Annotated in this window: 16 protein-coding genes, 1 other RNA gene and 2 pseudogenes; 14 read left to right on the top strand and 5 right to left on the bottom strand. The window is 39.3% G+C overall.

Annotated elements, in window-relative coordinates:
• The first annotated feature begins 9 nt into the window (after positions 1-9).
• On the top strand, positions 10-1344 hold the full coding sequence (locus F993_RS07790) for an MFS transporter (RefSeq protein WP_004655111.1): 1335 nt from the start codon (positions 10-12) through the stop codon (positions 1342-1344).
• Positions 1345-1395: 51 nt separating this feature from the next.
• Here F993_RS07790 and F993_RS07795 read toward each other — a convergent pair whose 3' ends face one another.
• Positions 1396-2382 (bottom strand): AraC family transcriptional regulator, encoded by a 987-nt coding sequence (locus F993_RS07795; RefSeq protein ID WP_004655109.1) that lies wholly within the window; start codon positions 2380-2382, stop codon positions 1396-1398.
• A gap of 474 nt (positions 2383-2856) precedes the next feature.
• On the opposite strand from F993_RS07795, the gene F993_RS07800 reads away from it, so the two are divergent.
• From F993_RS07800 to F993_RS07840, 12 genes and pseudogenes are all read left to right on the top strand, one after another.
• Positions 2857-4005: an HlyD family efflux transporter periplasmic adaptor subunit gene (locus F993_RS07800; protein WP_004655107.1), complete on the top strand. Its 1149-nt coding sequence runs from the start codon at positions 2857-2859 to the stop codon at positions 4003-4005.
• 6 nt (positions 4006-4011) lie between these two features.
• Positions 4012-5538 carry a DHA2 family efflux MFS transporter permease subunit gene (locus F993_RS07805; protein ID WP_004655105.1) on the top strand — a complete coding sequence of 509 codons (1527 nt, stop codon included), beginning with the start codon at positions 4012-4014 and terminating at the stop codon, positions 5536-5538.
• Between the two features lie 124 nt (positions 5539-5662).
• Positions 5663-6021, top strand: a transfer-messenger RNA (tmRNA) gene (ssrA, locus tag F993_RS20190).
• 493 nt (positions 6022-6514) lie between these two features.
• Positions 6515-7384: a hypothetical protein gene (locus tag F993_RS07810; protein ID WP_004655103.1), complete on the top strand. Its 870-nt coding sequence runs from the start codon at positions 6515-6517 to the stop codon at positions 7382-7384.
• A gap of 32 nt (positions 7385-7416) precedes the next feature.
• The gene (locus tag F993_RS07815; protein ID WP_004655102.1) at positions 7417-8301 is read left to right on the top strand and encodes an SDR family oxidoreductase; all 885 of its coding nucleotides are present in this window, start codon (positions 7417-7419) and stop codon (positions 8299-8301) included.
• Between the two features lie 221 nt (positions 8302-8522).
• Positions 8523-9560: a fatty acid desaturase family protein gene (locus F993_RS07820; protein ID WP_004655100.1), complete on the top strand. Its 1038-nt coding sequence runs from the start codon at positions 8523-8525 to the stop codon at positions 9558-9560.
• Positions 9561-9595: 35 nt separating this feature from the next.
• On the top strand, positions 9596-10600 hold the full coding sequence (locus F993_RS07825) for a fatty acid desaturase family protein (RefSeq protein ID WP_004655098.1): 1005 nt from the start codon (positions 9596-9598) through the stop codon (positions 10598-10600).
• A gap of 26 nt (positions 10601-10626) precedes the next feature.
• Positions 10627-11499, top strand: coding sequence for a metal-dependent hydrolase (locus tag F993_RS07830; RefSeq protein ID WP_004655097.1), 873 nt, complete (start codon positions 10627-10629; stop codon positions 11497-11499).
• Between the two features lie 29 nt (positions 11500-11528).
• Positions 11529-11933, top strand: coding sequence for a hotdog family protein (locus F993_RS07835; protein ID WP_004655095.1), 405 nt, complete (start codon positions 11529-11531; stop codon positions 11931-11933).
• Between the two features lie 201 nt (positions 11934-12134).
• Complete coding sequence (locus tag F993_RS20865) at positions 12135-15656, top strand: hypothetical protein (RefSeq protein ID WP_004655094.1); 3522 nt, start codon at positions 12135-12137, stop codon at positions 15654-15656.
• A 175-nt stretch (positions 15657-15831) separates the two neighbouring features.
• Positions 15832-16139: pseudogene (locus F993_RS20775) on the top strand (glycosyltransferase); the annotation flags it as partial.
• A gap of 366 nt (positions 16140-16505) precedes the next feature.
• Complete coding sequence (locus F993_RS07840; protein ID WP_004655090.1) at positions 16506-17696, top strand: MFS transporter; 1191 nt, start codon at positions 16506-16508, stop codon at positions 17694-17696.
• Positions 17697-17756: 60 nt separating this feature from the next.
• On the opposite strand, the gene F993_RS07845 is transcribed toward F993_RS07840, so the two are convergent.
• Both F993_RS07845 and otsB read right to left on the bottom strand, forming a co-directional pair.
• Positions 17757-19193, bottom strand: a complete 1437-nt coding sequence (locus F993_RS07845) for a trehalose-6-phosphate synthase (RefSeq protein WP_004655088.1) — start codon at positions 19191-19193, stop codon at positions 17757-17759.
• Positions 19181-20032, bottom strand: a complete 852-nt coding sequence (gene otsB, locus F993_RS07850) for a trehalose-phosphatase (protein WP_004655086.1) — start codon at positions 20030-20032, stop codon at positions 19181-19183. Before otsB ends, F993_RS07845 begins: the two co-directional genes overlap by 13 nt.
• 574 nt (positions 20033-20606) lie before the next feature.
• On the opposite strand from otsB, the gene F993_RS07855 reads away from it, so the two are divergent.
• Positions 20607-20840, top strand: a complete 234-nt coding sequence (locus F993_RS07855; protein ID WP_004655084.1) for a hypothetical protein — start codon at positions 20607-20609, stop codon at positions 20838-20840.
• Positions 20841-21057: 217 nt separating this feature from the next.
• On the opposite strand, the gene F993_RS07860 is transcribed toward F993_RS07855, so the two are convergent.
• The gene (locus tag F993_RS07860) at positions 21058-21525 is read right to left on the bottom strand and encodes a hypothetical protein (protein WP_004655082.1); all 468 of its coding nucleotides are present in this window, start codon (positions 21523-21525) and stop codon (positions 21058-21060) included.
• A gap of 418 nt (positions 21526-21943) precedes the next feature.
• Positions 21944-22192 (bottom strand): annotated as a pseudogene (locus tag F993_RS20770) (tyrosine-type recombinase/integrase); the annotation flags it as partial.
• Between the last annotated feature and the right edge of the window lie 145 nt (positions 22193-22337).

Below are 22337 nucleotides of genomic sequence, written 5' to 3'. Positions count from 1 at the left end.
GGAATAAAGATGAAGACAGTTGATGTTAATACAGTAATCAATCGTGACAGTTTATCGCCGCTGCAATGGCTGGTATTTACACTGGGTTTCTTGGTGTTTTTTTGTGATGGTTTAGATACTGGAATTATTGGTTTTATTGCGCCCGCCTTATTGGATGATTGGGGCATTAGTAAACCTGAATTGGCACCCGTACTCAGTGCAGCACTGGTGGGGATGTCAATCGGTGCAATTATTTCAGGGCCATTGGCAGATCGGTTTGGGCGCAAAGGGGTGATTGTATTCACGACCTTATTATTTTCCGTATTCACTATCTTATGTGGTTTTGCTTCATCCACACAGGACTTGATGATTTACCGCTTTATTACTGGTGTGGGTTTGGGGGCGGCGATGCCAAACATCAGTACCATTGTTTCTGAATATATGCCTGCGAAACGCAAAGCTTTCCTGACTGGTTTGGCGGGTTGTGGATTTATGTTGGGGATTTCCTGTGGTGGTCTGTTGTCTGCCTATTTACTGGAAAATCTCGGTTGGGCCAAAGTGGTGATTTTAGGTGGCGTTATTCCACTATTTTTGGTGGTGGTATTATTACTGAAATTGCCAGAATCAGTGCCTTATCTGATCAAACGAGAGCAGCAGGCCAAAGCGCAACAGATTCTGGCAAAGATTCAAGGCCATGTATTTACCGACACCGTTAAAATCGAGTTGCCACACCTTGATGTAGATCGCAGTGAAAGCCCTGTTAAAACAGTTCTGGGCAAATATCTGTGGGGTTCAGTGATGTTATGGCTGTGCTGTTTTATGAGCCTATTGGTGTTTTATTTGCTAACTAGCTGGATGCCAACCATTTTAAAAACTGCAGGCTTTAGCACACAACAGTTTAGTTTAATTGCCGCGATTTTCCCTTTTGGTGGGGTGATTGGTGCCATCATCATGGGCTGGTATATGGATAAACTGAATCCAACTCAGGTGATTAAATATGCGTATTTGACTGCATTTATCATGTTTATCGTTGCAGGCTTCGTCAGTTCAAGCATCCTATTGCTTGGCATCAGTATTTTCCTGATAGGGGCATTGCTGACAGGGGCGCAATCGTCTCTATTACCTTTGGCGGCATTATTTTATCCATCGCAATGTCGTGCGGTTGGGGTGTCTTGGATGCATGGTATTGGTCGCGTCGGCGCCATCTTCGGGGCATTCTTCGGTTCTTATATCTTTACTTATGAGATTAGCCTTGGCGGAATTTTCTATTTGCTGGCTTTGCCGACCTTTATTGCTTTCATTGCCCTAAGCTTAAAAGCCATGCGTCAGAACAATAAAGCCAATCCAGTGTTAAGCACCAGTTAAGTGATAAAAAAGCCCAGTCTGTTGACTGGGCTTTTTTATATTTAAGAGTGTTCACTCATGTTTATTTCGGGTTTCGCTCGGTTTTTCTCCAAATTCATCTTTATATTCCTGCGCAAAGCGGCTGAGATGATTAAAGCCCCAGTCATAGGCCAGTTTGGAGATTGAAATTTTTTGATGCTTGGCGGCATTGCTTAATATTTTATAAATTTGTTGTAGGCGATATTTACGCAGATAGGCCATCGGACTCAGACCATAATGCTGCTGAAACTCGGCATAGAGTTTGGATTTAGATACACCTGCCAACGTGTGTAAGTTTTCGGCATTGAGAGCTTCATGGGCATGCTGAATGATAAAGTTTTTTACTTTGCGCAGATAGGCTGGCTCAGCTCGGTTGCAGCGTTCATGCAGCGCCGCAGAATAATTATTTTCCTGTGACAGCAGCAGGGCTTTAATCACAAAATTTTCGTAGTCCTCAGAAAACATGGATAGACCTGAAAAGTCGGCATAATGCGATTTCAACTGCAAGAAATTTTCGATATTGTGCCACCATGCCTGCATCAAGCCAGTCATCGACAGGGAAATTTCAGGGTTAAAGACGATGGCTTCTTCAATCGGTTGATTCAGGAGTTCAGACAGCACCAATTGCAGGCTGTTTTCAGGAATCACCACCTGAAATTTTTGACAGTCCTGATTGATGACTAAATCCTGTAAGTCCTGATTGGAGACAATCAAACCCGTTTGTGCATCGGATTGGTATTTTGCGCCACGGATACTCAGTGTTTGTTTGCCGTGAAAGGGCAGGCTAATGCTATAGGCTTTCAGGTTGGCAATATTGATGGCGACATTGGCGCCATAACTGATGGTTCCGATCGCCATTTTTTTATGCGGTAAACGAATCCCGTCATAATGAAAATCGAGTGTTTCTCGACACAGGGTATCCAAGCGGTGTTCACCACAGATCATTGACATCAGATCTTGAGCAAAGTCGGCCTGATGCGAATGATGGATAAGATCCATATTTTGGCTGAGTGATGTCATCGTCCTTTCACCTAGCGAAGTGTTTGTTGTTTTAGTAGCAAGAAAAATGCCATTCTGATCCATAAATGACCGTGCTTTTCTCGCGTGGAAGAATGGGTTGCTGCGTAAAAATCATTGTTCCACCTGAGCTCATTAGAACAAATTCAGCCAAATACACAAGCCTATTCCACATATATCTTCATGCTTTATAGGTATGTTAAGCATTGTTGTGTCTGAGGAGATTACGAAAATCTCTCGCTTCGAACCTAAACTTTAAGTTTCTTATCATCATTAAAATATCAATTTATAAGAATTGAACGCATCAGTTATTTTTTTTAATCTCGTCATATGATTTTTTATCGTTAAAATGCGAAATGGTTTTTGTTCTTATTTTTCATTTTTGGTTTTTTTAACATTCAGTTAAGTTTTCAAAATTAAACTGATCGGCTGATTAAACCAAAAGTTAAAAATCTCTTTAATTTTCAGGAATAACTTATGACTGACGCTCAAGCCAACCAACAGGATGCTGCTTCAGATTCGGCATCAGATGATGCAATGAAAGCAAAACGTAAAAAATTCCTTGGATTTTTCGCACTCATTCTCATTCTCGCTGCAATTCTGTATGGCATTTGGGCGTTATTCTTTAATCATTCGGTCAGTACCGACAATGCTTATGTCGGTGCAGAAACTGCACAAATCACCTCAATGGTCAGTGGGCAAGTGGCCGAGGTCTTGGTCAAAGAGACCCAGCAGGTCAAACAAGGTGATGTATTGGTACGTATTGATGAACGTGATGCCAAGATTCAATTGGCACAGGCGCAGGCAGAACTTGCTAAAGCGCAACGTCAATACAAACAAAGCCAAGCCAATAGCAGTTCTTTAAATTCTCAAGTGGTGGTTCGTAATGATGAAATCACCAGTGCACAGGCACAAGTGACCAAAGCACAAGCCGATTATGATCGTGCTGCATTGGAATTGAATCGTCGTAATGAACTGGCTGCATCGGGTGCAATCTCTAAAGAAGAATTAAGCAAGGCACAAAGTGCGGTTTCGACGGCAAAAGCCAGTCTGGATTTGGCGCAAGCAGGTTTGGCACAAGCGACGTCAAGCCGTAAAGCGGCTGAAAGTACCTATGCTGCCAATGAAGCCTTGATTCAAGGCGTCAATGAGGCATCGACTCCTGATGTTTTAGTTGCAAAAGCGCATGTGGAACAAGCGGCATTGGATTTAGAACGTACGGTGATTCGTGCGCCTGTTGATGGTGTCATTGCACGCCGTAATATTCAGATTGGACAACGTGTCGCACCCGGCACCGTGATGATGTCGGTGGTGCCTGTTTCTGCACTGTATGTCGATGCTAACTACAAAGAAAGTCAATTGGCGAAAGTCAAAGCAGGGCAGAAAGTGACTTTACGTTCTGACCTATATGGTGATGACGTGGTTTATCACGGCGTGGTACAAGGCTTCTCAGGCGGTACAGGCGCAGCATTTGCCTTGATTCCTGCACAAAATGCCACAGGCAACTGGATTAAAGTGGTCCAGCGTTTACCTGTGCGTATCAGTCTCGACCCGAAAGAACTTGCACAACATCCATTGCGCGTCGGTTTGTCGATGCAAGCAGATATTGATCTTGCATCGAAGTAATCAGCCATGAAAACGCAAAATCCATTTGCAGAACTCAGTGGCGGGCGCTTACTGCTAGCAGCATTTGTCATCGCCCTTTCAAATTTTATGGTGGTCCTAGATACCACCATTGCCAACGTGTCTGTCCCTCATATCACGGGGAATCTTGCGGTTTCCAGTTCTCAAGGCACATGGGTTATTACCTCTTATGCCGTTGCGGAAGCGATTTGTGTGCCTTTAACAGGGTGGCTGGCAGGACGCTTTGGTACGGTTCGCGTGTTTGTCTTTGGTCTGATTGGATTCACTATCTTTTCATTCCTGTGTGGTTTGGCAACATCTTTAGAAATGCTGGTATTTTTCCGTATCGGACAAGGTCTCTGTGGCGGGCCATTGATGCCACTCAGCCAAACACTATTGATGCGGATTTTCCCACCTGAAAAACATGCGCAGGCAATGGGGTTGTGGGCAATGACCACGGTGATTGGCCCGATTCTCGGCCCGATCCTTGGCGGCCTCATCAGTGACAATCTGTCTTGGCATTGGATTTTCTTTATCAATATTCCTGTAGGGATTTTCTGTGCTTTAGCCGCAATACGTTTATTGTCTGTGGCTGAAACCAAAACTGAAAAACTGCGGATTGATGCGATTGGTTTGGGGTTATTGGTACTGTGGATTGGCGCATTGCAATTGATGCTCGATCTGGGACACGAACGCGACTGGTTTAATAGTAGCAGTATTATCATGCTGGCCTTGATTGCCGTGGTTGGTTTTATCGTGTTTATGATTTGGGAATTGACCGAAAAGCATCCTGTAGTCAATTTGTATGTGTTCCGACATCGGGGCTTCGCCGTGTCGGTACTGGCGCTAGCCTTTGGTTTCGGTTCCTTCTTTGGCAGTATTGTGCTGATACCGCAGTGGCTACAGATTAACTTGGGTTATACCGCCACATGGGCCGGTTATCTCACAGCGACGATGGGCTTTGGTAGTCTGACCATGTCGCCGATTGTGGCCAAGCTGTCGACCAAATATGATCCGCGTGCCTTGGCTAGTTTTGGTTTGGCGTTGTTGGGTGTTGTGACCTTAATGCGAGCTTTTTGGGTGACTGATGCTGACTTTATGTCTTTGGCTTGGCCACAAATCTTGCAGGGCTTTGCGGTGCCATTCTTCTTTATTCCACTGTCTAATATTGCCATGGGTTCAGTTTTACCGCAGGAAATGGCATCGGCTGCAGGCTTGATGAACTTCTTGAGAACCATGGCTGGGGCGATTGGTGCTTCAATTGCCGTGACGATCTGGGATGATCATGCCAAAGTGGCACGTAGTGAAATGGTGAATAACTTAAATCCACAAGAAGTACAAAATACCTTATTGCAGAATGGATTCTCCTCTGATGCGACACTCGCCACGATTGCCAATCTGGTGGATAAAGAGGCGATAACGATGTCTGCCAATCATGTATTTATGTTGTTGGCGATTGTGTTTGTGTTTGCCAGTGCTCTGATCTGGATGAGTCCAAAACCGAAACCCGTCACTGGGGGGCCTGCCCCACATTAACCTGAATGGGGACTTGAAAACGCAAGTTTCGCAACAATATAGGTTTATAAGCGCATATTTTGCTCGATGCTTAGAAATTAACATTTAAATTCTAGCCATCTATGCTATGATTGCGCTGTACTTTGGGGATGTTTCTGGCTTCGACGCTGGTAATGAAACTCATAGATGCATGCCGAGAGCGCATTTCCTCTCGTAAATCAAATTTGCATTTTTTAGTCGCAAACGACGAATCATACGCTCTAGCTGCCTAAGGGCAGCTTGTCCGCTTCACTGAATACTTGTGGTTAGTGAACCCGACTGAAGCGCACGCACACAAGTCCGTATAAAGCCAAGCCTCGGGGCTTTGTACTAAACTTAGAGGATCGCGATTTGTACCCTGTTCGTCGGGTCACAAAGAGTTAAAATAGTAGACGATATCTAAGCATGTAGTATTCTCGGGCGTAGTGCTGGCGGACGCGGGTTCAACTCCCGCCATCTCCACCAAAATTTGTTATATAAATCAGCCACTTTTTTAAGTGGCTTTTTTATTGGACAGGTTTTTGACAGGATCAGTCAGTCAGTCTGTAATTTTCCCATCTCTATTTTATTTTTATCGCCATACATCCAATTTGTATAGCTTCTCATCATCTACATCTACCAAAGAATGGGCATAGCAAGGTTACTAGGTTTTATAAGAAGCTTTAGATCATGCAGTTCGACTACTACCAGCCTTGAGGTGAATGGTGATCAATATGAGAGATTTTTGCACTAATGAATCCAGACAAAAATCCACAGTAAAAACATAACCAGACTAATATTCAGGAAATAAAAAGATAACAGAAGTAGGTTTAAGCCTTGTGTTGGGGGATAGGGGGAATTTCTATCCCATTTATTCAAAATTATATTTTTATTTCTTAGTTTTATTAAAATTTAAAATTTGTAATATTTATGCTAACCTCTGTTGAATGTTAAAAGTTCTTTTATTCATTGGATAAGTATGACAACACAAAAAATTAACGCGCGTACTCTAATTACTGATCTTCTACTTGCTTCAGAAGGTAAAGTCATTTCAATCAAAGAATTGATTCTAGCAGCCAAATTATTTGGCCTAAGTGAAAATGGTATTCGGGTTGCTGTAACAAGATTAGCGAGCGAAGGTGTAATTGTCGCAGCTGAGAGAGGGGTTTATCAATTAAGTGATCAATCCCATGAATGGGCAAATGTGATGTTAAATCGAAGTGCCAAGGGGTTAAAGGAAACAAAGGAATGGAATCAGCATTATCTCTGTGTTTTTACGGGAATGTTAGGACGTGTAGATCGTACAGCATTAAAAAGAAGAGAACGTGCGCTTAAACATTTTGGATTTCGCGAATTAGAGCAGGGCGTTTTTATTCGTCCCGATAATTTGGTTCTAACACTTGAAGAAATTCTCACACAGATGAAATCCGTGGGATTAGAACCAGAAGCCAAAATGTGTTACATCAGCTCATTTGATCAAGTCACAGAAACAAAGATCAAAGCTCTATGGTCAACTGAAACACTCAATAAAAATTACGAGAAATATAGTCACATCATTCAACATTGGTTGACGAGACTACCCGCACTTGGACTTGAAGATGCCGCACGCGAATCTTTGTTATTGGGGCGTCAAACGATTTCTCTATTGATGAATGACCCGTTATTACCAGAAACGTTTGTCAATGTAGAAGCAAGAAACCAGTTTGCCCATGATGTAAAAAAACTGGATGAAGTCGGGCAATTATTATGGCAGCAACTTCATGAATTAACCTTTGGTACTACTGCATCGAATTTATCAAGTATAGATTTCCCAACTGTAAAGAACATCACTTCAACTATTCATAGTTAATAGATTCATCTAAATAAGATGGGAGCTTGGATATGCCACTCTATAAATCTGTTTTATCAAATGACATTTTTAAAAATCAGACTGTAATTATTACCGGAGGTGGCTCAGGAATAGGGCGATGTACAGCGCATGAGCTGGCATCTCTAGGAGCTCAAGTTATTATTACAGGACGTACTGAAGAAAAACTTCAAAGAGTGCAACAAGAGATTATTGAAGATGGAGGAAAAGCTGCCTATCGCGTGTGTGATAATCGTGATGAGCAGGTCGTTAAAGATACTGTAGCATCGATTGTAAAGGAGTTCGGTAAAATTGATGGTTTAGTCAATAACGCTGGTGGGCAATTTCCCGCTTTTTTAGAAACCATGTCTGCGAATGCATTTGATAGTGTTGTTCGGAATAATCTTTTAGGCACCTTTCTGATGATGAAAGAGGTTTTTAATCAAAGCATGTCAAAAACAGGCGGTAGTATTGTCAATATGACAATTGATATGTGGAGTGGTTTACCTACTATGGGGCACTCGGGAGCTGCTCGAGCAGGTATCGATAATTTGACCAAAACTTCAGCCTTAGAGTGGGCTAGAGCAGGTGTCCGAGTCAATGCTGTTGCACCTGGTTGGGTAATTGCTTCAGGATTAGATTCATATAAAGATGGAATGAAAGCCATGATCCCCATGGTGGCTTCAAAAATTCCGTTAAAGCGGATGGCTTCAGAGTCAGAAGTATCTGCCTTAATGTGCTTTTTACTCTCACCTGCTGCTTCATTCATTACAGGAGTGAATGTAAGAATCGATGGAGGTGCTTCTTTGGTCTCACCATTTTTCCCACTGATCGATCATGACAATTCAAAACCTTTTGAAGCATTCCATCGTGATGGTGTACCCAATGTGATTAAAGAAATGAATCAAGAAAAATTATAATTCCTGCTTATTGTCACTTTTACAATTCACATTCATTTTTCAAAATCTATAGTTCAGTTCAAACGCCTTTTAGCATCTGCATACCAGATGCTAAAAGGCGTCTTTTTTTTATTCAATGTTACATAAAAAAATTTTTATAAAAATAATAGAAATATTTCATAAAATATAATAAAGTTAAAATTATGTAATTAATTCTTCAAAATCTCGCTAGGAGAACAAAGATGAATACACGTGTGAGCGTGACTGAGCTATTTAGTCGGGATGAGATAAGAGAACTGACTCAACCATCAGATATACATGGGATCTGGGCGGTGGGTTCTACTTGGGCAGTGATAGGAGCCACCTTTGCTGGGTTAGCGCTATCTTGGAGCTACTTACCATGGTGGGGAAAATTACTAATTTGCATAGTCGCGATTGCGATACTCGCAGGCCGTCAACTGGCATTAGCGATTCTGATGCATGATGCATCACATAACAGCTTGTTTAAAACTAAATGGTTGAATGACAATCTGGTGGATTGGTTATGCGCACGGCCAATTTGGAACGATGTACATAAATATCGCGCTCATCACATGCGCCATCACGCCAAAACATCTACTCCCGAAGATCCTGATATGTCATTGGTTGCAGGTTTTCCAACGACTAAAAAATCTATAGCTCGTAAGTTTATTCGTGATTTGACAGGGATTACAGGTTTGAAATTCACGATTGGCCGAATTTTGATGGATGCTGAGGTGATGAAATGGACAGTAGCAAATGATGTGACTTGGTTACCGAGAGAAGATCGTAAATGGTATGACTATCCTGCTAAGTTCTTTAAAAACTCTAGTAAGGCAATAGCTGTTAATGTTGCGATGTTTGGTGTGCTATCGGCGGCTGGTCATCCCAAGTTATATTTACTTTGGCCGTTAGCCTACATGACCGCATTTCCTCTTTTTATTCGTATCCGTTCTATGGCCGAGCACGCGGGTATGCAAACCAGTAACTCAGCACTCACGAATACGCGAACCACCAAGGCAGGTTGGATTGCACGGACCTTTGTTGCACCGATTCGTGTGAACTATCACATGGAACATCATTTAATGGCAGCAGTCCCATATTTCAGGTTGCCCCAAATGCATCAAATGTTGCGGGAACGAGGGTTTGTGCCTGAACCACCTACTTATTTTCAAGTCATTGATCTTTTATCACAAGGTCAGATTCCAAATGAGAATGTTGAATATCTTGACGATCGCAAAGTAACTACTCAAGAGCAATAATTTTTGAATGACGTCTGAAAAAAAAGGATTAAAAAATGACTCGTATTCAGCAGAAAAACACACGCATCAGTGACTTTTTAAACCGTGAAGAAATAGCATTTTTTGCTCAACGTTCCAACTGGTGGGGGCTGTGGTGTATCTTTTCAGTATGGTTGGTTATTGCTTTAGCTTTTATGGCTATGGCTCTCGCCGTGGAGTATTTACCTTGGTATTGGACTATACCTGTGGTGCTAGCTGGCATGGTAGTGCTGGGTGGACGTCATTTAGCTTTGGCGATCGTTATGCATGAGGCAGCGCATAATACCTTGTTCAAAGATCGTTGGATGAATGATGTATTTGCCAATTGGACATCGGCGAAATTTATCTGGAATGATGTCCATAAATTTCGTGCTCATCACATGGTCCATCATGCCAATACAACGGCTAGTTTTGACCCTGACCGTCCTATATATGAAGCTTTACCTATCACGAGAAAATCACTCATTCGAAAATTTACTCGAGATTTGATTGGTTTAACAGGACTAAAATTCTTCATTGGGCGAATCTTGATGAGCGCTGGCTTCTTGAAATGGTCGGATGCAATTGGTGAACGAGCTGATACTCAAGATTGGCCTGGGCATCGTTATCTTACTCATTTTGCCAAAGACTTCTGGCCGACATTTTTAGTAAATCTAATGCTGTATTTGGTATTGGCGACTACGGGGCACGGTTGGTTATTCCTGATTTGGGTTCTTGCATACGCTATTCCTTTTACAATTTTTGTAAGAATTCGCGCTATGGCAGAACATGCCTGTCTAGAGCTGGTTCCTGACACCTTACGTAATACTCGTACGACATCGGCGGGGTGGTTGGCGCGTATGACCGTAGCACCAGTGCGAGTCAATTATCATATGGAACATCATTTGATGGCTTCTGCTCCATATTACCGATTACCTAAATTACATCATTTACTGTTGCAGCGTGGGCATGTACCTCAACCACCTACTTACCTCGATGTTGTACGCACCTGTAGTTCATTATCGTCACAAAATAAATTTTAATTTAATGAAACAGTTAAGGAGTAAAAATGGGAATTCTAGCTAAAGTATTTGATCGGGGCGCCAACTTTCCAGTGCGCCACATGAATTTTAATTTCAAACAAGCACAACAGCCTTTATTTAGAGACAATCCTTGGGGAGAATATTGGTTGGCAACGCTGTCTGCCATGTTTCCCGCAGGTGAACGTTTTTTTGTACATAGCGTTAGAGGTTTACAACATCAAACAAAAAATGAAGATTTGCAAAAAGATATTGCTGCGTTTATTGGTCAGGAAGCCATGCATGCTAAAGAGCATGAATTACTAAATCAGCTCATCCAGTCTTCAGGCTTAGATACACAGACTGTTTCGGCCAATGTTGAGTGGTTGATGGCTGTTCTCAAAAAGTACTTCACTCCCATACAGCAACTGGCAATTACTTCTGCTGCTGAACACTTCACCGCAATTATTGCCCGTCAGATTATGCAAAGGACGGATTTGCAAGAACGTTTATCTGTGAACGAATCACTCAAAAATATCTGGCTATGGCATGCGGTTGAAGAAAGTGAACACAAAAATGTGGCCTTTGACTTATATCAGGAAGTATCAGGCAATCCACTGGTACGACTGCTTGTAATGCCATTTGTCACCCTTTATATGGCGTCAGTTATGACCATGGGTACTTTTTATTTAGGGGCTAAACATATGCCTGACTGGAGATTATTTCAACTAAAGGAGTTTGTTCATTTGATTTTAGGTAAAAATGGTTTCTTAAGCAGCTTATGGAAAGACTATCTGGATTATTACAAACTGGACTTCCATCCTGTACAACATGATTCTAAAGCTCTAGAAGAGCAGACCAAGTTGCAGTTAGGTTTCCTAGGGCAAACAGATGAGATTAAGTTAAAAGATCCAGAAAATTAATTTTTAAATTGGAACCTACCTGAAGTTTTATGAGTGCCTCAAAAAATACGATCTCTAGATTCTTAACCAAAGAATTTAATTTGTCATATCAGAAATATCTCGTTGGGGAGATTTCCAAGCACGGCGCTACGATTACTTGTGAATATGAAGAGGATGTTCACTTTTCTCAACAACAATTATTCATTGCGGCAGATTTTGCTATGCAAGCTGCGATATTGGGAAAATTAGGGAAAACAAAATCCCTGACTGCGATGAGTATGAATCTACATTTCTTCTATCAACTCAGTAAAACCTCTGAAATTATTGGAGAAGGCAGATTGATTGAAAGTAATCAAACTTATTTTTTGGCAGAAGTCTTAATGTATACATCTGGGGTAAAAAAACCTGTAGCCCAAATAATGGGGACATATACAGCTGCTGCCAAGTATGAATAGCGTTATCAATTGATTCGCTTTGGAATTTGTCACTTTGTTGTATAAGCAGAGATATTGATAAATTGCTCACAAAATTAAAATTAAATTTTTATCTTTGGCGTAAAAAGGTAATTTTTGGCGTGTTCAGAAGTTTTCCTGATGAAAGATTCAAATTATGATTTTTTGCATTTAATAAAAATACCATACAAGGAAATAATGAAAATGGTGACTTACGGGAATAATCAAAATGGCCTCTGGATCAAATTTGATGATATTTCATCTACTTCAGTCGGCTTAATTGAATATAAAGATAATACTTTATATTTTTGGAATACCTCTGGCTATTACTACCGTTTGAACTTGCCTTCACTTACGAAGGCCCAAGTTACATTTAGTGATCAGGTTGAGCAACAGTTACTATTCGTCAATAACAACAATGGGGCCAATGTGGGCACAGCGAACAGTGAGTGGATTGTTGGCACGACGAGCGGTGAACAGATAAATGGTTCAACTGGAAATGATCGCTTATTTGGGGGCGCAGGCGATGACATTTATCTTCTGAGTCGTGGAGACGGAATCGATACGATAACGGACTCAAGCGGTAATAATACAATTTCTTTTAATAATAGCAATCAGTCCGATCTGACTTTATCAGGAAATGGCAATAGGTTGGAAATCAAATATTCGAATAATGATTCAGTATTAATTGATGGCAATATCAGTACGTTTAAATTTGCTGACGGTAGTTTACTTACACAAGAACAACTGTTAACAGGTAAAGCGATTACCCTCACTGGTACGGCTGCGAACGAAAACATAAATGGTTTTGCATCTAACGATACCATTGATGCAGGCGATGGTAATGATACATTGAATGGAAATGCAGGTAACGATAGCTTAAATGGTGGTAATGGTGATGACCGCTTAAATGGAGGTGACGGAAATGACCAATTAGATGGTGGTCAGGGTAATGATGTACTGAATGGCAATGCAGGCAGTGATAGCTTAAATGGTGGTGGTGGGAATGACACGCTATATGGCGGAGACGGTGATGACCTAAACAATGGCGGCCAAGGTAATGATTGGCTCCAAAGTGGCAGTGGTAATGATACTTATCGGTTTAGCAAAGGCGATGGTTTAGATACAATTAATGATTATAGTGGTGCAAATACAATTCATATAACGGATGCTTCCGCTAGCGATATTACCTTAACTATAAATAGCAATATAAGTAGCGATCTTGTGATCGGCTACTCGGAAACAGACAATATAACATTAAAGGCTTATATCAATAATTATGTTTTATCTGATGGTATTAACCAAACTGCTAATGAATTCTTGACAGGTAAAACAGTCACATGGGTGGGTACAGATTTAGACAATACTTTCTCAGGTTATGTAGCCAATGATTTGATGAATGGTGGTAATGGTAATGATACCCTGAATGGAAATAATGGACAGGATACCTTAAATGGTGACGGTGGCAACGATACGCTCAACGGCGGTAATGGGAATGACATCCTTACTGGAGGGATAGGCAATGACTTACTCAATGGTAACGCAGGGGACGATATTTATCGCTTTGCCAAAGGTGATGGTATAGATACCATTAACAATGATTTTTCAGGAAATAACACCATCGTATTTACGGATGCCAAATCTACTGATGTACGCTATAGCATAGAAAAAGGCACGCTTAATATTCAATATACTGATGTAGATAGTGTTAAGTTGACCGGTTTTTTAGCTGGTAATAATAAAAATTTCAATCTCCAGTTCGCTGATGGCGTAACTATTGATCGTGCGACGTTGGATACTACCGTAGGGATAAATTACTGGGTTAAAGCTTTAGTTGCTTCCACCAATAGTAATCCTGATTTTAAATATATTTTTCCTTCTGAGTCACCTGCCTACCTACTGGATGCGAATGGGCAAGCACCGACATGGTTTAGTCCATTTAGTCAGGCGCAGCAAGATTTTATGACCCAAGTGTTCCAGAAAGCTTCACAATTTTCAGCATTGAGTTTTACGCTAACAGATAATGCATCGCAAGTGAATACCGTAGCCTCTTATCGAAATAGTACAGCTGATACGGCTTATGCCCAATTCCCTAGTGGTGCTTTTGTAGGTTCAGATGTAGCTTTTGGCCCTGGATTTTGGTTTGACCCGGCAGGTTCTTGGGTTACTGCTAGCTATCCACATGAATTGGGGCATGCATTGGGATTAAGGCATACTTTTGAAGGAAGTACGATTGACAGTTTTGGCACAGGAGAAGATAACCGAAAATGGTCGGTTATGTCCTATGATCGGACTGGAATGTCTTTTGATGGCTCTTTTGCACCTTTTGATGTGGCAGCATTGCAAGCCATGTATGGCATAAATACTACAGCACGTTCTGGCAATGATACTTATATATTTAATAGCACGGAAGGAACTTTTGTTTGGGATGGAGCGGGGATAGATACAATAGACGCTACAACGGCTGCTCAAGCGACGACGATTAATTTGACTGAAGGTGGTTGGAGCTATATTGGAGATAAATCTGCTTGGATATCTAAGGCAAATCAGCTCACCATTAATATTGGCACACAGATTGAAAATGCGTTAGGAAGTGCATTCAATGATACTTTAATTGGTAATGATCTGATCAATCGGTTAGAAGGTGGTGCTGGCAATGATACGCTCATGGGTGCTTGGGGGAATGATACCTTAATCGGTGGTCTGGGCAATGATATCTTGGACGGAGGAAAGGGCAGTGACAGTATGGCTGGCGGTGCTGGTGATGATCTCTATTATGTGAACGAGAGTGACGATATCGTTGTAGAGAATCAGTCAGAAGGTAATGATAAGGTAATCTCAGTTATGAGTTATACCTTAGGAGAAAATCTTGAAGCCTTGACTTTAGCAGGCAATGAAAATCTAAACGGAATTGGTAATATCCTTAATAACATTTTAACTGGGAATGATGGGAATAATACCTTAACTGGACTGGCTGGTAATGACAGCATAAATGGTGGGGCGGGCAATGACATACTCGATGGTGGAATCGGTACAGATACTCTAGATGGTGGAACTGGTGCCGATACCTTAATTGGTGGATTGGGCGATGATGTTTACTATATTGATAATGTGAATGACATCATTGTTGAGAAAATTAATGAAGGTTTTGAAACTGTTAACTCGACTATCAGTTATACATTAGACAGTGGAAATGCACTAAATAACTTAAATTTGTTAGGTGTTAATAATATCAACGGTACAGGGAATGTAAACGATAACTTGATAACAGGTAATAGCGGTAACAATACCCTGGAAGGTCGTAATGGGTATGATACATTACGAGGAGGTGCTGGTGATGACCTACTCAATGGCGGTGCGGGTAATGACACGTTGACTGGTGGTTCAGGTGCAGACACCGCTGTTTACAACCTGTTAATGATGAATGACAAGACTGGCGGTAATGGTGTAGACAACTGGACAGACTTCAAAATAGGTAACACTGTGACTGATGTCAACGCAGATAAAATTGATGTTAGTGACTTACTGATTGATTATACGGCGGGTGAAACAGTAACCTCAATTTTAGATTATTTGTCATTAACTGTGAGTGGTAATAATAGTATTCTCAGTATTGACCGTGATGGTAGTCAAAACGTATATAGCAGTTCGACACTACTAACTCTCAATAATATTAATACTAATTTGAATACTTTATGGGATAACCATCAGCTAATTGTTACCTAAATATTATTTCAGGCGATGTGATAAAAGAGAGGAAGCAGTTCAATAATTTCCTCTCTTTTCAATTCTCATGCTTGCATCTCTAACTGTAACTAAAAATTAAAAAATCATCTTAAGTTATCGTGTAATTTTGCTACATTGATTTATCCTAATGCGATGGTATTAATTCTCAAGACACGTTTTACTGGATGATCTTAGTGATTTATTAATACAACAACCGCAAAAATATCTGGCGCATTATCAGGACAGTATGGATCATCAACATATACATGGGGTACATGGGGCGAATTTAAGCTTTAGTGCCGAAGCCTATATTCAGGCAGAAGGCTTTGAACCTATTCCTTGTCATGAGGCTGTCTCATTAATTGAAAAATTTATTAAGCAAAGCTGCACAAGCATCTGAAGTAATCTGGTTTGGGTCACCACTAGTAGTTGATTAAATGGATGTGCACCGAAGACTTATTGAACTTTTTAAGAAATCTATAACACAAGTTTGTTTCGATTTAGAAAGCTGAGTTAATTCTATAATGGATTTAAATACATTATTCATCTTTAAAATTCAGTAATAAAAATCAAATATTAAGTGAGTTATTATCTTTGCCAATAAACTTTAAAAACTAGAAAAGTGTTAAAAATAAATGGTTTAATTTTATTTGAATAATTTATTTTAAGTTATTGATATATATGGTTTTTATTTTTGTAAAAAATACTGTTTTTAGTTTGGTTTTGTGTATAATTTCGCCATAAAAGCCTCTGTGAATTTATAGAAATGCTCTATAGATCCACAGGGGTTTTTCTATGGAGATTTATCTGAGATGGAAGATCTGAGTTAATTTGTGTGGATGGTATTAAATGATCCTTTTTTCCAGAACGGCCCTTATTGATCCTGAAATTCAATTAAGTGCTCAACGTCTTTCAACTCGTTTCAGCTTTTTCGGCTTGGGTTTTGCCACAGCTGCCTGGGCACCGTTGATCCCTTTTGCACAGCAGCGTCTGCATTTTAATCATGCCGATTTCGGCTTATTGCTATTATGTGGTGGTTTGGGGGCGATGCTGGCAATGCCGGCGACGGGAAAAATTGTCCAGCGTATTGGCTGCCGTGTACCGATAGGCTTCGCTTTATTACTGCTTGCCATTTTGTTGCCAAGTTTGAGTCTATGCAGTACCCCTTTAATGATGGCCATTTCCTTATTCTTATTTGGTACGGCATCAGGGAGCTTGGGCGTTGCGCTTAATATCCAGGCTGTGGTGGTTGAGAAGAATAGCCTGAAATCGTTGATGTCTGGCTTTCATGGTATGGCCAGTCTGGGCGGTTTGGCTGGTGTACTGACCATTACCGCACTGCTTGCCTTAAGTGTTTCGCCACTCGTGAGTGCACTGGCGGTGAGCCTGCTTTTGGTGCTTATTGCTGTTCTTTTAGCACCGCTGAGCATAAAAGCCGTGGAAAATACGGCTCCAGAAGCTTCATCCAGTGTTAAAAAGTCTCTGCGTCAGCGTTTACCGCAACCTTTGATTGTGTTGATCGGGTTAGCTTGCTTTATCATTTTTATTATGGAAGGCGCGGCGATGGACTGGAGCGGGATCTATTTAACCCATGAATATGGAGTTAATGCCGCTTTTGCCGGATTGGCCTATACCTTCTTTGCGATTGCCATGACCACAGGACGTTTTACAGGGCATTACCTGATCCGTTATTTTGGTGAAAAAAAGCTTTTAACTTATAGCGCGATTTGTGCAACTTTAGGTTTGGCTTTGGTCAGTATCGCACCGCATTGGTGGCTGGTCTTAGCAGGGTATACACTGGTTGGTGCAGGTTGTTCCAATATCGTTCCGATCATGTTTTCACGTGCCGGACGTCAGACGGTGATGGCAAGCGCAGTCGCTTTGTCTTGTGTGTCGACATTGGCCTATACAGGCATTCTGGTGGGGCCTGCTATGATTGGAATGATTGCTGAGCTGATTGGTCTAAGTACAGTGTTTATGGCGTTATCAGTTCTATTATTATTGATTGTTGCTTTAAATCGTTTTACTTACGTGAAATAAGATACGGGTGGAGTTGAACTGGCAATATCTGGATATTGCCAGTTATTTGCAAATTGGCTGTTATAAATTCTGATAAATGGAATTAACGTTACGCATTCCCATAAACCTGAAATCCTGTAAAGCGGTTTTGTACTGTAAGTCGTTGAGAAATGCATTGCGCCAGTCATTAATATCAAAATCTTTTAAACCTTTCATCAGTTGTTTGTAGCGGGAAATACGTTCTTGTTTTGGCATTTCCAGTGCTGTTTTTAAGGCATTGATCATTGCCGTTTTGTTATTAGGATCAACCAGCAACGCTTCTGACATGTACTCCGCTGCACCTGCATATTTGGATAGGATCAGTACGCCAGGGTTAGAGGGGTTTTGGGCAGCAATATATTCTTTTGCAACCAGATTCATGCCATCACGTATTGAACTGACCCAGCAGACATCAGCCTGACGATAGATTTGCATCAAGTGATGATGCTTCATTGCTTCATAGATACATTCCACAGGTTGCCAACCTTCCTGTGCAAATTCCTGATTAATCATCTCGATCTTGATTTTAAAACGCTCAAATAAACGTTGATAAGCAGGGACTTCCAGACGGCACGGGCAAGCAATCTGTAAATGTTGAATATGCTGTTGATATTCAGGATATTGCTCTAAAAACTCTGCATAGGACAAGAAACGTTCCAGCAAACCTTTTGAATAGTCAATTCTGTCGACGCCAATAATAGTTTTTGCTGCATTCAGTTCCACAGGACGGGTGATGAAATCCTGAACATCGATAAACTGTTGGGCTGCTTTTTGAATTGCTGTGGGATTGACCCCGATCGGATAGCACTTGATCAGAGTAGTACGCTGGTGGTAACTCAATAAAGTCTGCTGAATCTTTTGTGCTTTTAATAAGGATGCGCAGACTTGCATACACACTTTTTGGTCTTTATCTGTTTGTAGACCCACCACATCGTATTGGCATAAATCCTCAATCAATTGTTGAGCACACGGGATTCTTTGCCAGATAAATAAAGGTGCAAAGGGAATATGCAAGAAAAATCCAATCTTGTTTTGCATACCTAATTCACGACAATATTTTGCCACACTCAGAAAATGATAGTCATGTACCCAAATGGTATCGTCTGGTTCCGAAATTTCAGCAAGTTTTTGAGCGAATAAATAATTAACTTGCTGATATCCTTCATATTCAGATGATTTGTATTCAATCAGGTCAGAACGATAATGCATGGCAGGCCAAAGTGTATTATTGGCAAATCCGGCATAATAATCTGAATATTGAGACTCGGTTAAAGGGCAGGTGATATATTCAACGTCATCTTTACGAAGTAAATTAAATTGCACTTCATCTTGTGTATCGACTCGTTCTCCGTTCCATCCGAGCCATACACCGCCAATATCATCTAATGCATCTTGAATTGCCACGGCAAGCCCACCTGCGGAAGGTTGTTTTCCGTTTGGAATACTGACACGATTGGATAAAATAATTAATTTAGACATATTTTCTCTCCACCAAAGTTGTTGTTACCCTTAATGTTGTTGTCATGGTTCTGAATGTGTTTTAAAAATAATTCTAAAAATTCATACACTTGTTTTGTGTCTTGAAGCAGATATCTGGCATGCGTTAGTCCTTGACCGACCTTGATTGAGATGCCGTGTGTCATCTGATTCACAAAATAGAAACCATCTTCATCGGTGACGTCGTCACCAATAAAAACTGGAATATAAAGATCATGCTGGTTGTAATGTGCTAACACCCGCTTGATTGCCAAACCCTTATTCGCTTGAGTTGGCACTAATTCATAGACGAATTTCCCTTGGATAAGTTTGAGGTCAGGGAATATCAGCTGACTTTCCAATATTATTTTTTTTGCGATACATTCCAACTCTGGTGCTTTTCTATAATGTAGGGCAATTGAAGATTTCTTATTTTCAATCAGTAAATCAGGATATGTCCTACACGCCTTCGTTAACATATTGTAAATATGAGATATTTCTAAAAAATTCTTGGCAGTATGTAATTCTGTTTCTTTTCCCAAATATATTTCTAATCCATGTAATGCAGCAATTGGAAGATCAATTGATTCAAATAATTTACGCGCAGAATCAATATCCCGTCCCGTGACTGCAACGACAGGAATTTTTTCTGATATTATTTTATTTATAATATTTAATGTTTTAGAGGGAATATAGCAGTCGTTAGGATCCAGTTGAAAATCAGATAAAGTCCCATCTATATCCAGAAACAAACATGGCTTATTATCATTTGAGCTAAGCTTTTCTCTCAAATTCTGTAAATAATCTAACTTCGAACTTGTTTTATCTATTCTATTGTTCAATTTTAATATCTCTTATTACCATTTTATTTTATTGTAGAGAAATAAAATTTTTATAATAGTTGATTTGTCAATAATTAAACACAAGCAGAACATAATTTACATTAGTAATGCTTGTTATACATCGTAAATTTTTCTTACATATCTCCTATGAAATCTTATAGGGTTTAATATTTATATAGTGAAACACATCTGTGGTGATGCGCTATTTAATATAATATATTTTTATAATATATATTGGGTGTTGGAAATTATGGTGTAGAATGTATCTGGCTATTTTGTTGATTTACATTAATTTAATCCTGCTAATTATGATCACGAATGTGATTGTAAACCTAAACTTAGAATTAAAAGAAAAAATGTATCCACTTGGAAGAAGTACCAATAAAAATATTTATGCAGATGTAAAGCAATTTTTAAATCCTTAGGCTTAATATGCTGGTATACATTTGATAAAATAGATAATGGTTTTTATCATAATTTACAAGAAACATTAATTGGATATAATTAGAATCAAAGGTTTACTTGATTTAATAAATTTTCATGGTTAGATAAGAACTTAATGAAGGAGATAATAATGACAATTATTACTTTAAAAAACATAGTGACTGGAACAAAGACGCGTGTTCAATCTATTATGGATCCAGAGATACATATAGACTCAGATTGGAACTCAACTGTTACTTCTAAAACTAAGTGGATTTATGAAACAACTGGAGATGAAGTTCCTGCTACAATTCAAGAGCTACTAAAAAGACCTAAACTTTATCAAATAGTAAGTAAGGATGAACTTATTTATAAAATTGAATAAAATTTTAATTAAAAAGAATTCCGTAAAGTTTTTTGATGGCTTAGCAGGTGATTTGTGTTTATTAACAATGAGTTAATTTTTATAAAAATACTTTTCTATCTTTTATTACAAATTTTATTGTGCGAACAAAAGAATACCGCCTCATACAGGCGGCTGCTGGATCGTTCAAAAATAATAGAAGTGTGAACAGTCATGAGCCCACTTCTATTTTCTTGAACTAATGGCTTTTATTTGAATTTTTTATAAATTCATCCGACTTAAAATATGAGTTGATTAATTCAGCGCATTTAGAATAATCTGATCGTTCAGGAATTATGTTTTTAGTCTCTTTGGCAGGATTGAATGTGAATTCTAGCGGAATGTTTTTATGGATTGGAGGAAGCTTTTTCTTTCCATCAGTGGTAACTTTTTGAATAAAACTAGCTAACCATAAGATGAATTCACCTTCATTCTTAAAAGGAGGTATGATACTAATATCGATTGGTACAGTACACTCTGCATTAGGTTTATTTTGACATTCTTCAAAATCTATAAAATTATAAAGTAATTTTAATTTTGTTCCTTTTATTTCCTTACGGATCAAAAGCATTAAATTATTAAGATTTTCTAAATTATCAGTAGTGAGCATTTTATTGTCTTTTAATGTTTTATAGACTCTCTCAGCTATTTGTAAAAATAGTGCCATAGCATGCTCTCCCTAAGCTAATGTCTTTAAGGGATTATGATGAGTTTTTGGTAATTTAATGTATTTGTTGTTGGTGACATTGTGAGTATTGAGATGTTTTTGAAACAATTAAAAATTTACAGAATTAAATGAAGTGTATCTAAATACTTTTCTAAAAATTAATTAAGTTATTGCTTTTCTTTAATTGAAAATAATATATTGGTTAGAATTATTTTTTATTGATTACAATACTGCTTCTATATTGGTGCCTTTACCTATGGCGAATTCATTTGCTTTTCAAAATTTTCTTAAGGAATGTAAAAATTTTAGATTTAAATTAATAAAAAAAAGAGATTCAAAAGCTCTCTTTTTTGATTAATTTATTTTTTAGTATGTATTCATACTAAATGTCATGTTGCACGCCAGAGTGGATATGAGGAAGAGTTGCTTGCTTCCTATAGCATAGCATCTCACCACTACGTGGAGCTGGGAATATAAAACCTTGTAGCTGAGTATGATCTTGAATAGATTCAAGTAAACTAATTGCTTGTTGAGATAATGGAATACAATGTTACTTTACTGTTTTCATGCGTTCTTTAGGAATGATCCAAACGTTATTCTTAAAACAATTTATTGACATGTTGTGCTCTAGCTTTTCTCCAGAATGACAAGTTGTAAAAATTTGAAACGAATCCTTTTTCTCTTAAATTTTATGGGACAAAAATTTTTAACCCATTTAAAAAGATGAAGGGTCAAGATTGGGTAAATTAAAGTTGTATGAAAATAAAAATAAAATAAAACAGTTGGTTATCCATTTAGTTCAACTGACGCCA

The sequence above is a fragment of the Acinetobacter proteolyticus genome, assembly GCF_000367945.1.
Lineage (GTDB): Bacteria > Pseudomonadota > Gammaproteobacteria > Pseudomonadales > Moraxellaceae > Acinetobacter > Acinetobacter proteolyticus.
Note: the sequence above shows the minus strand (reverse complement) of the source record. Positions and strands in the feature narration are given on the sequence as shown.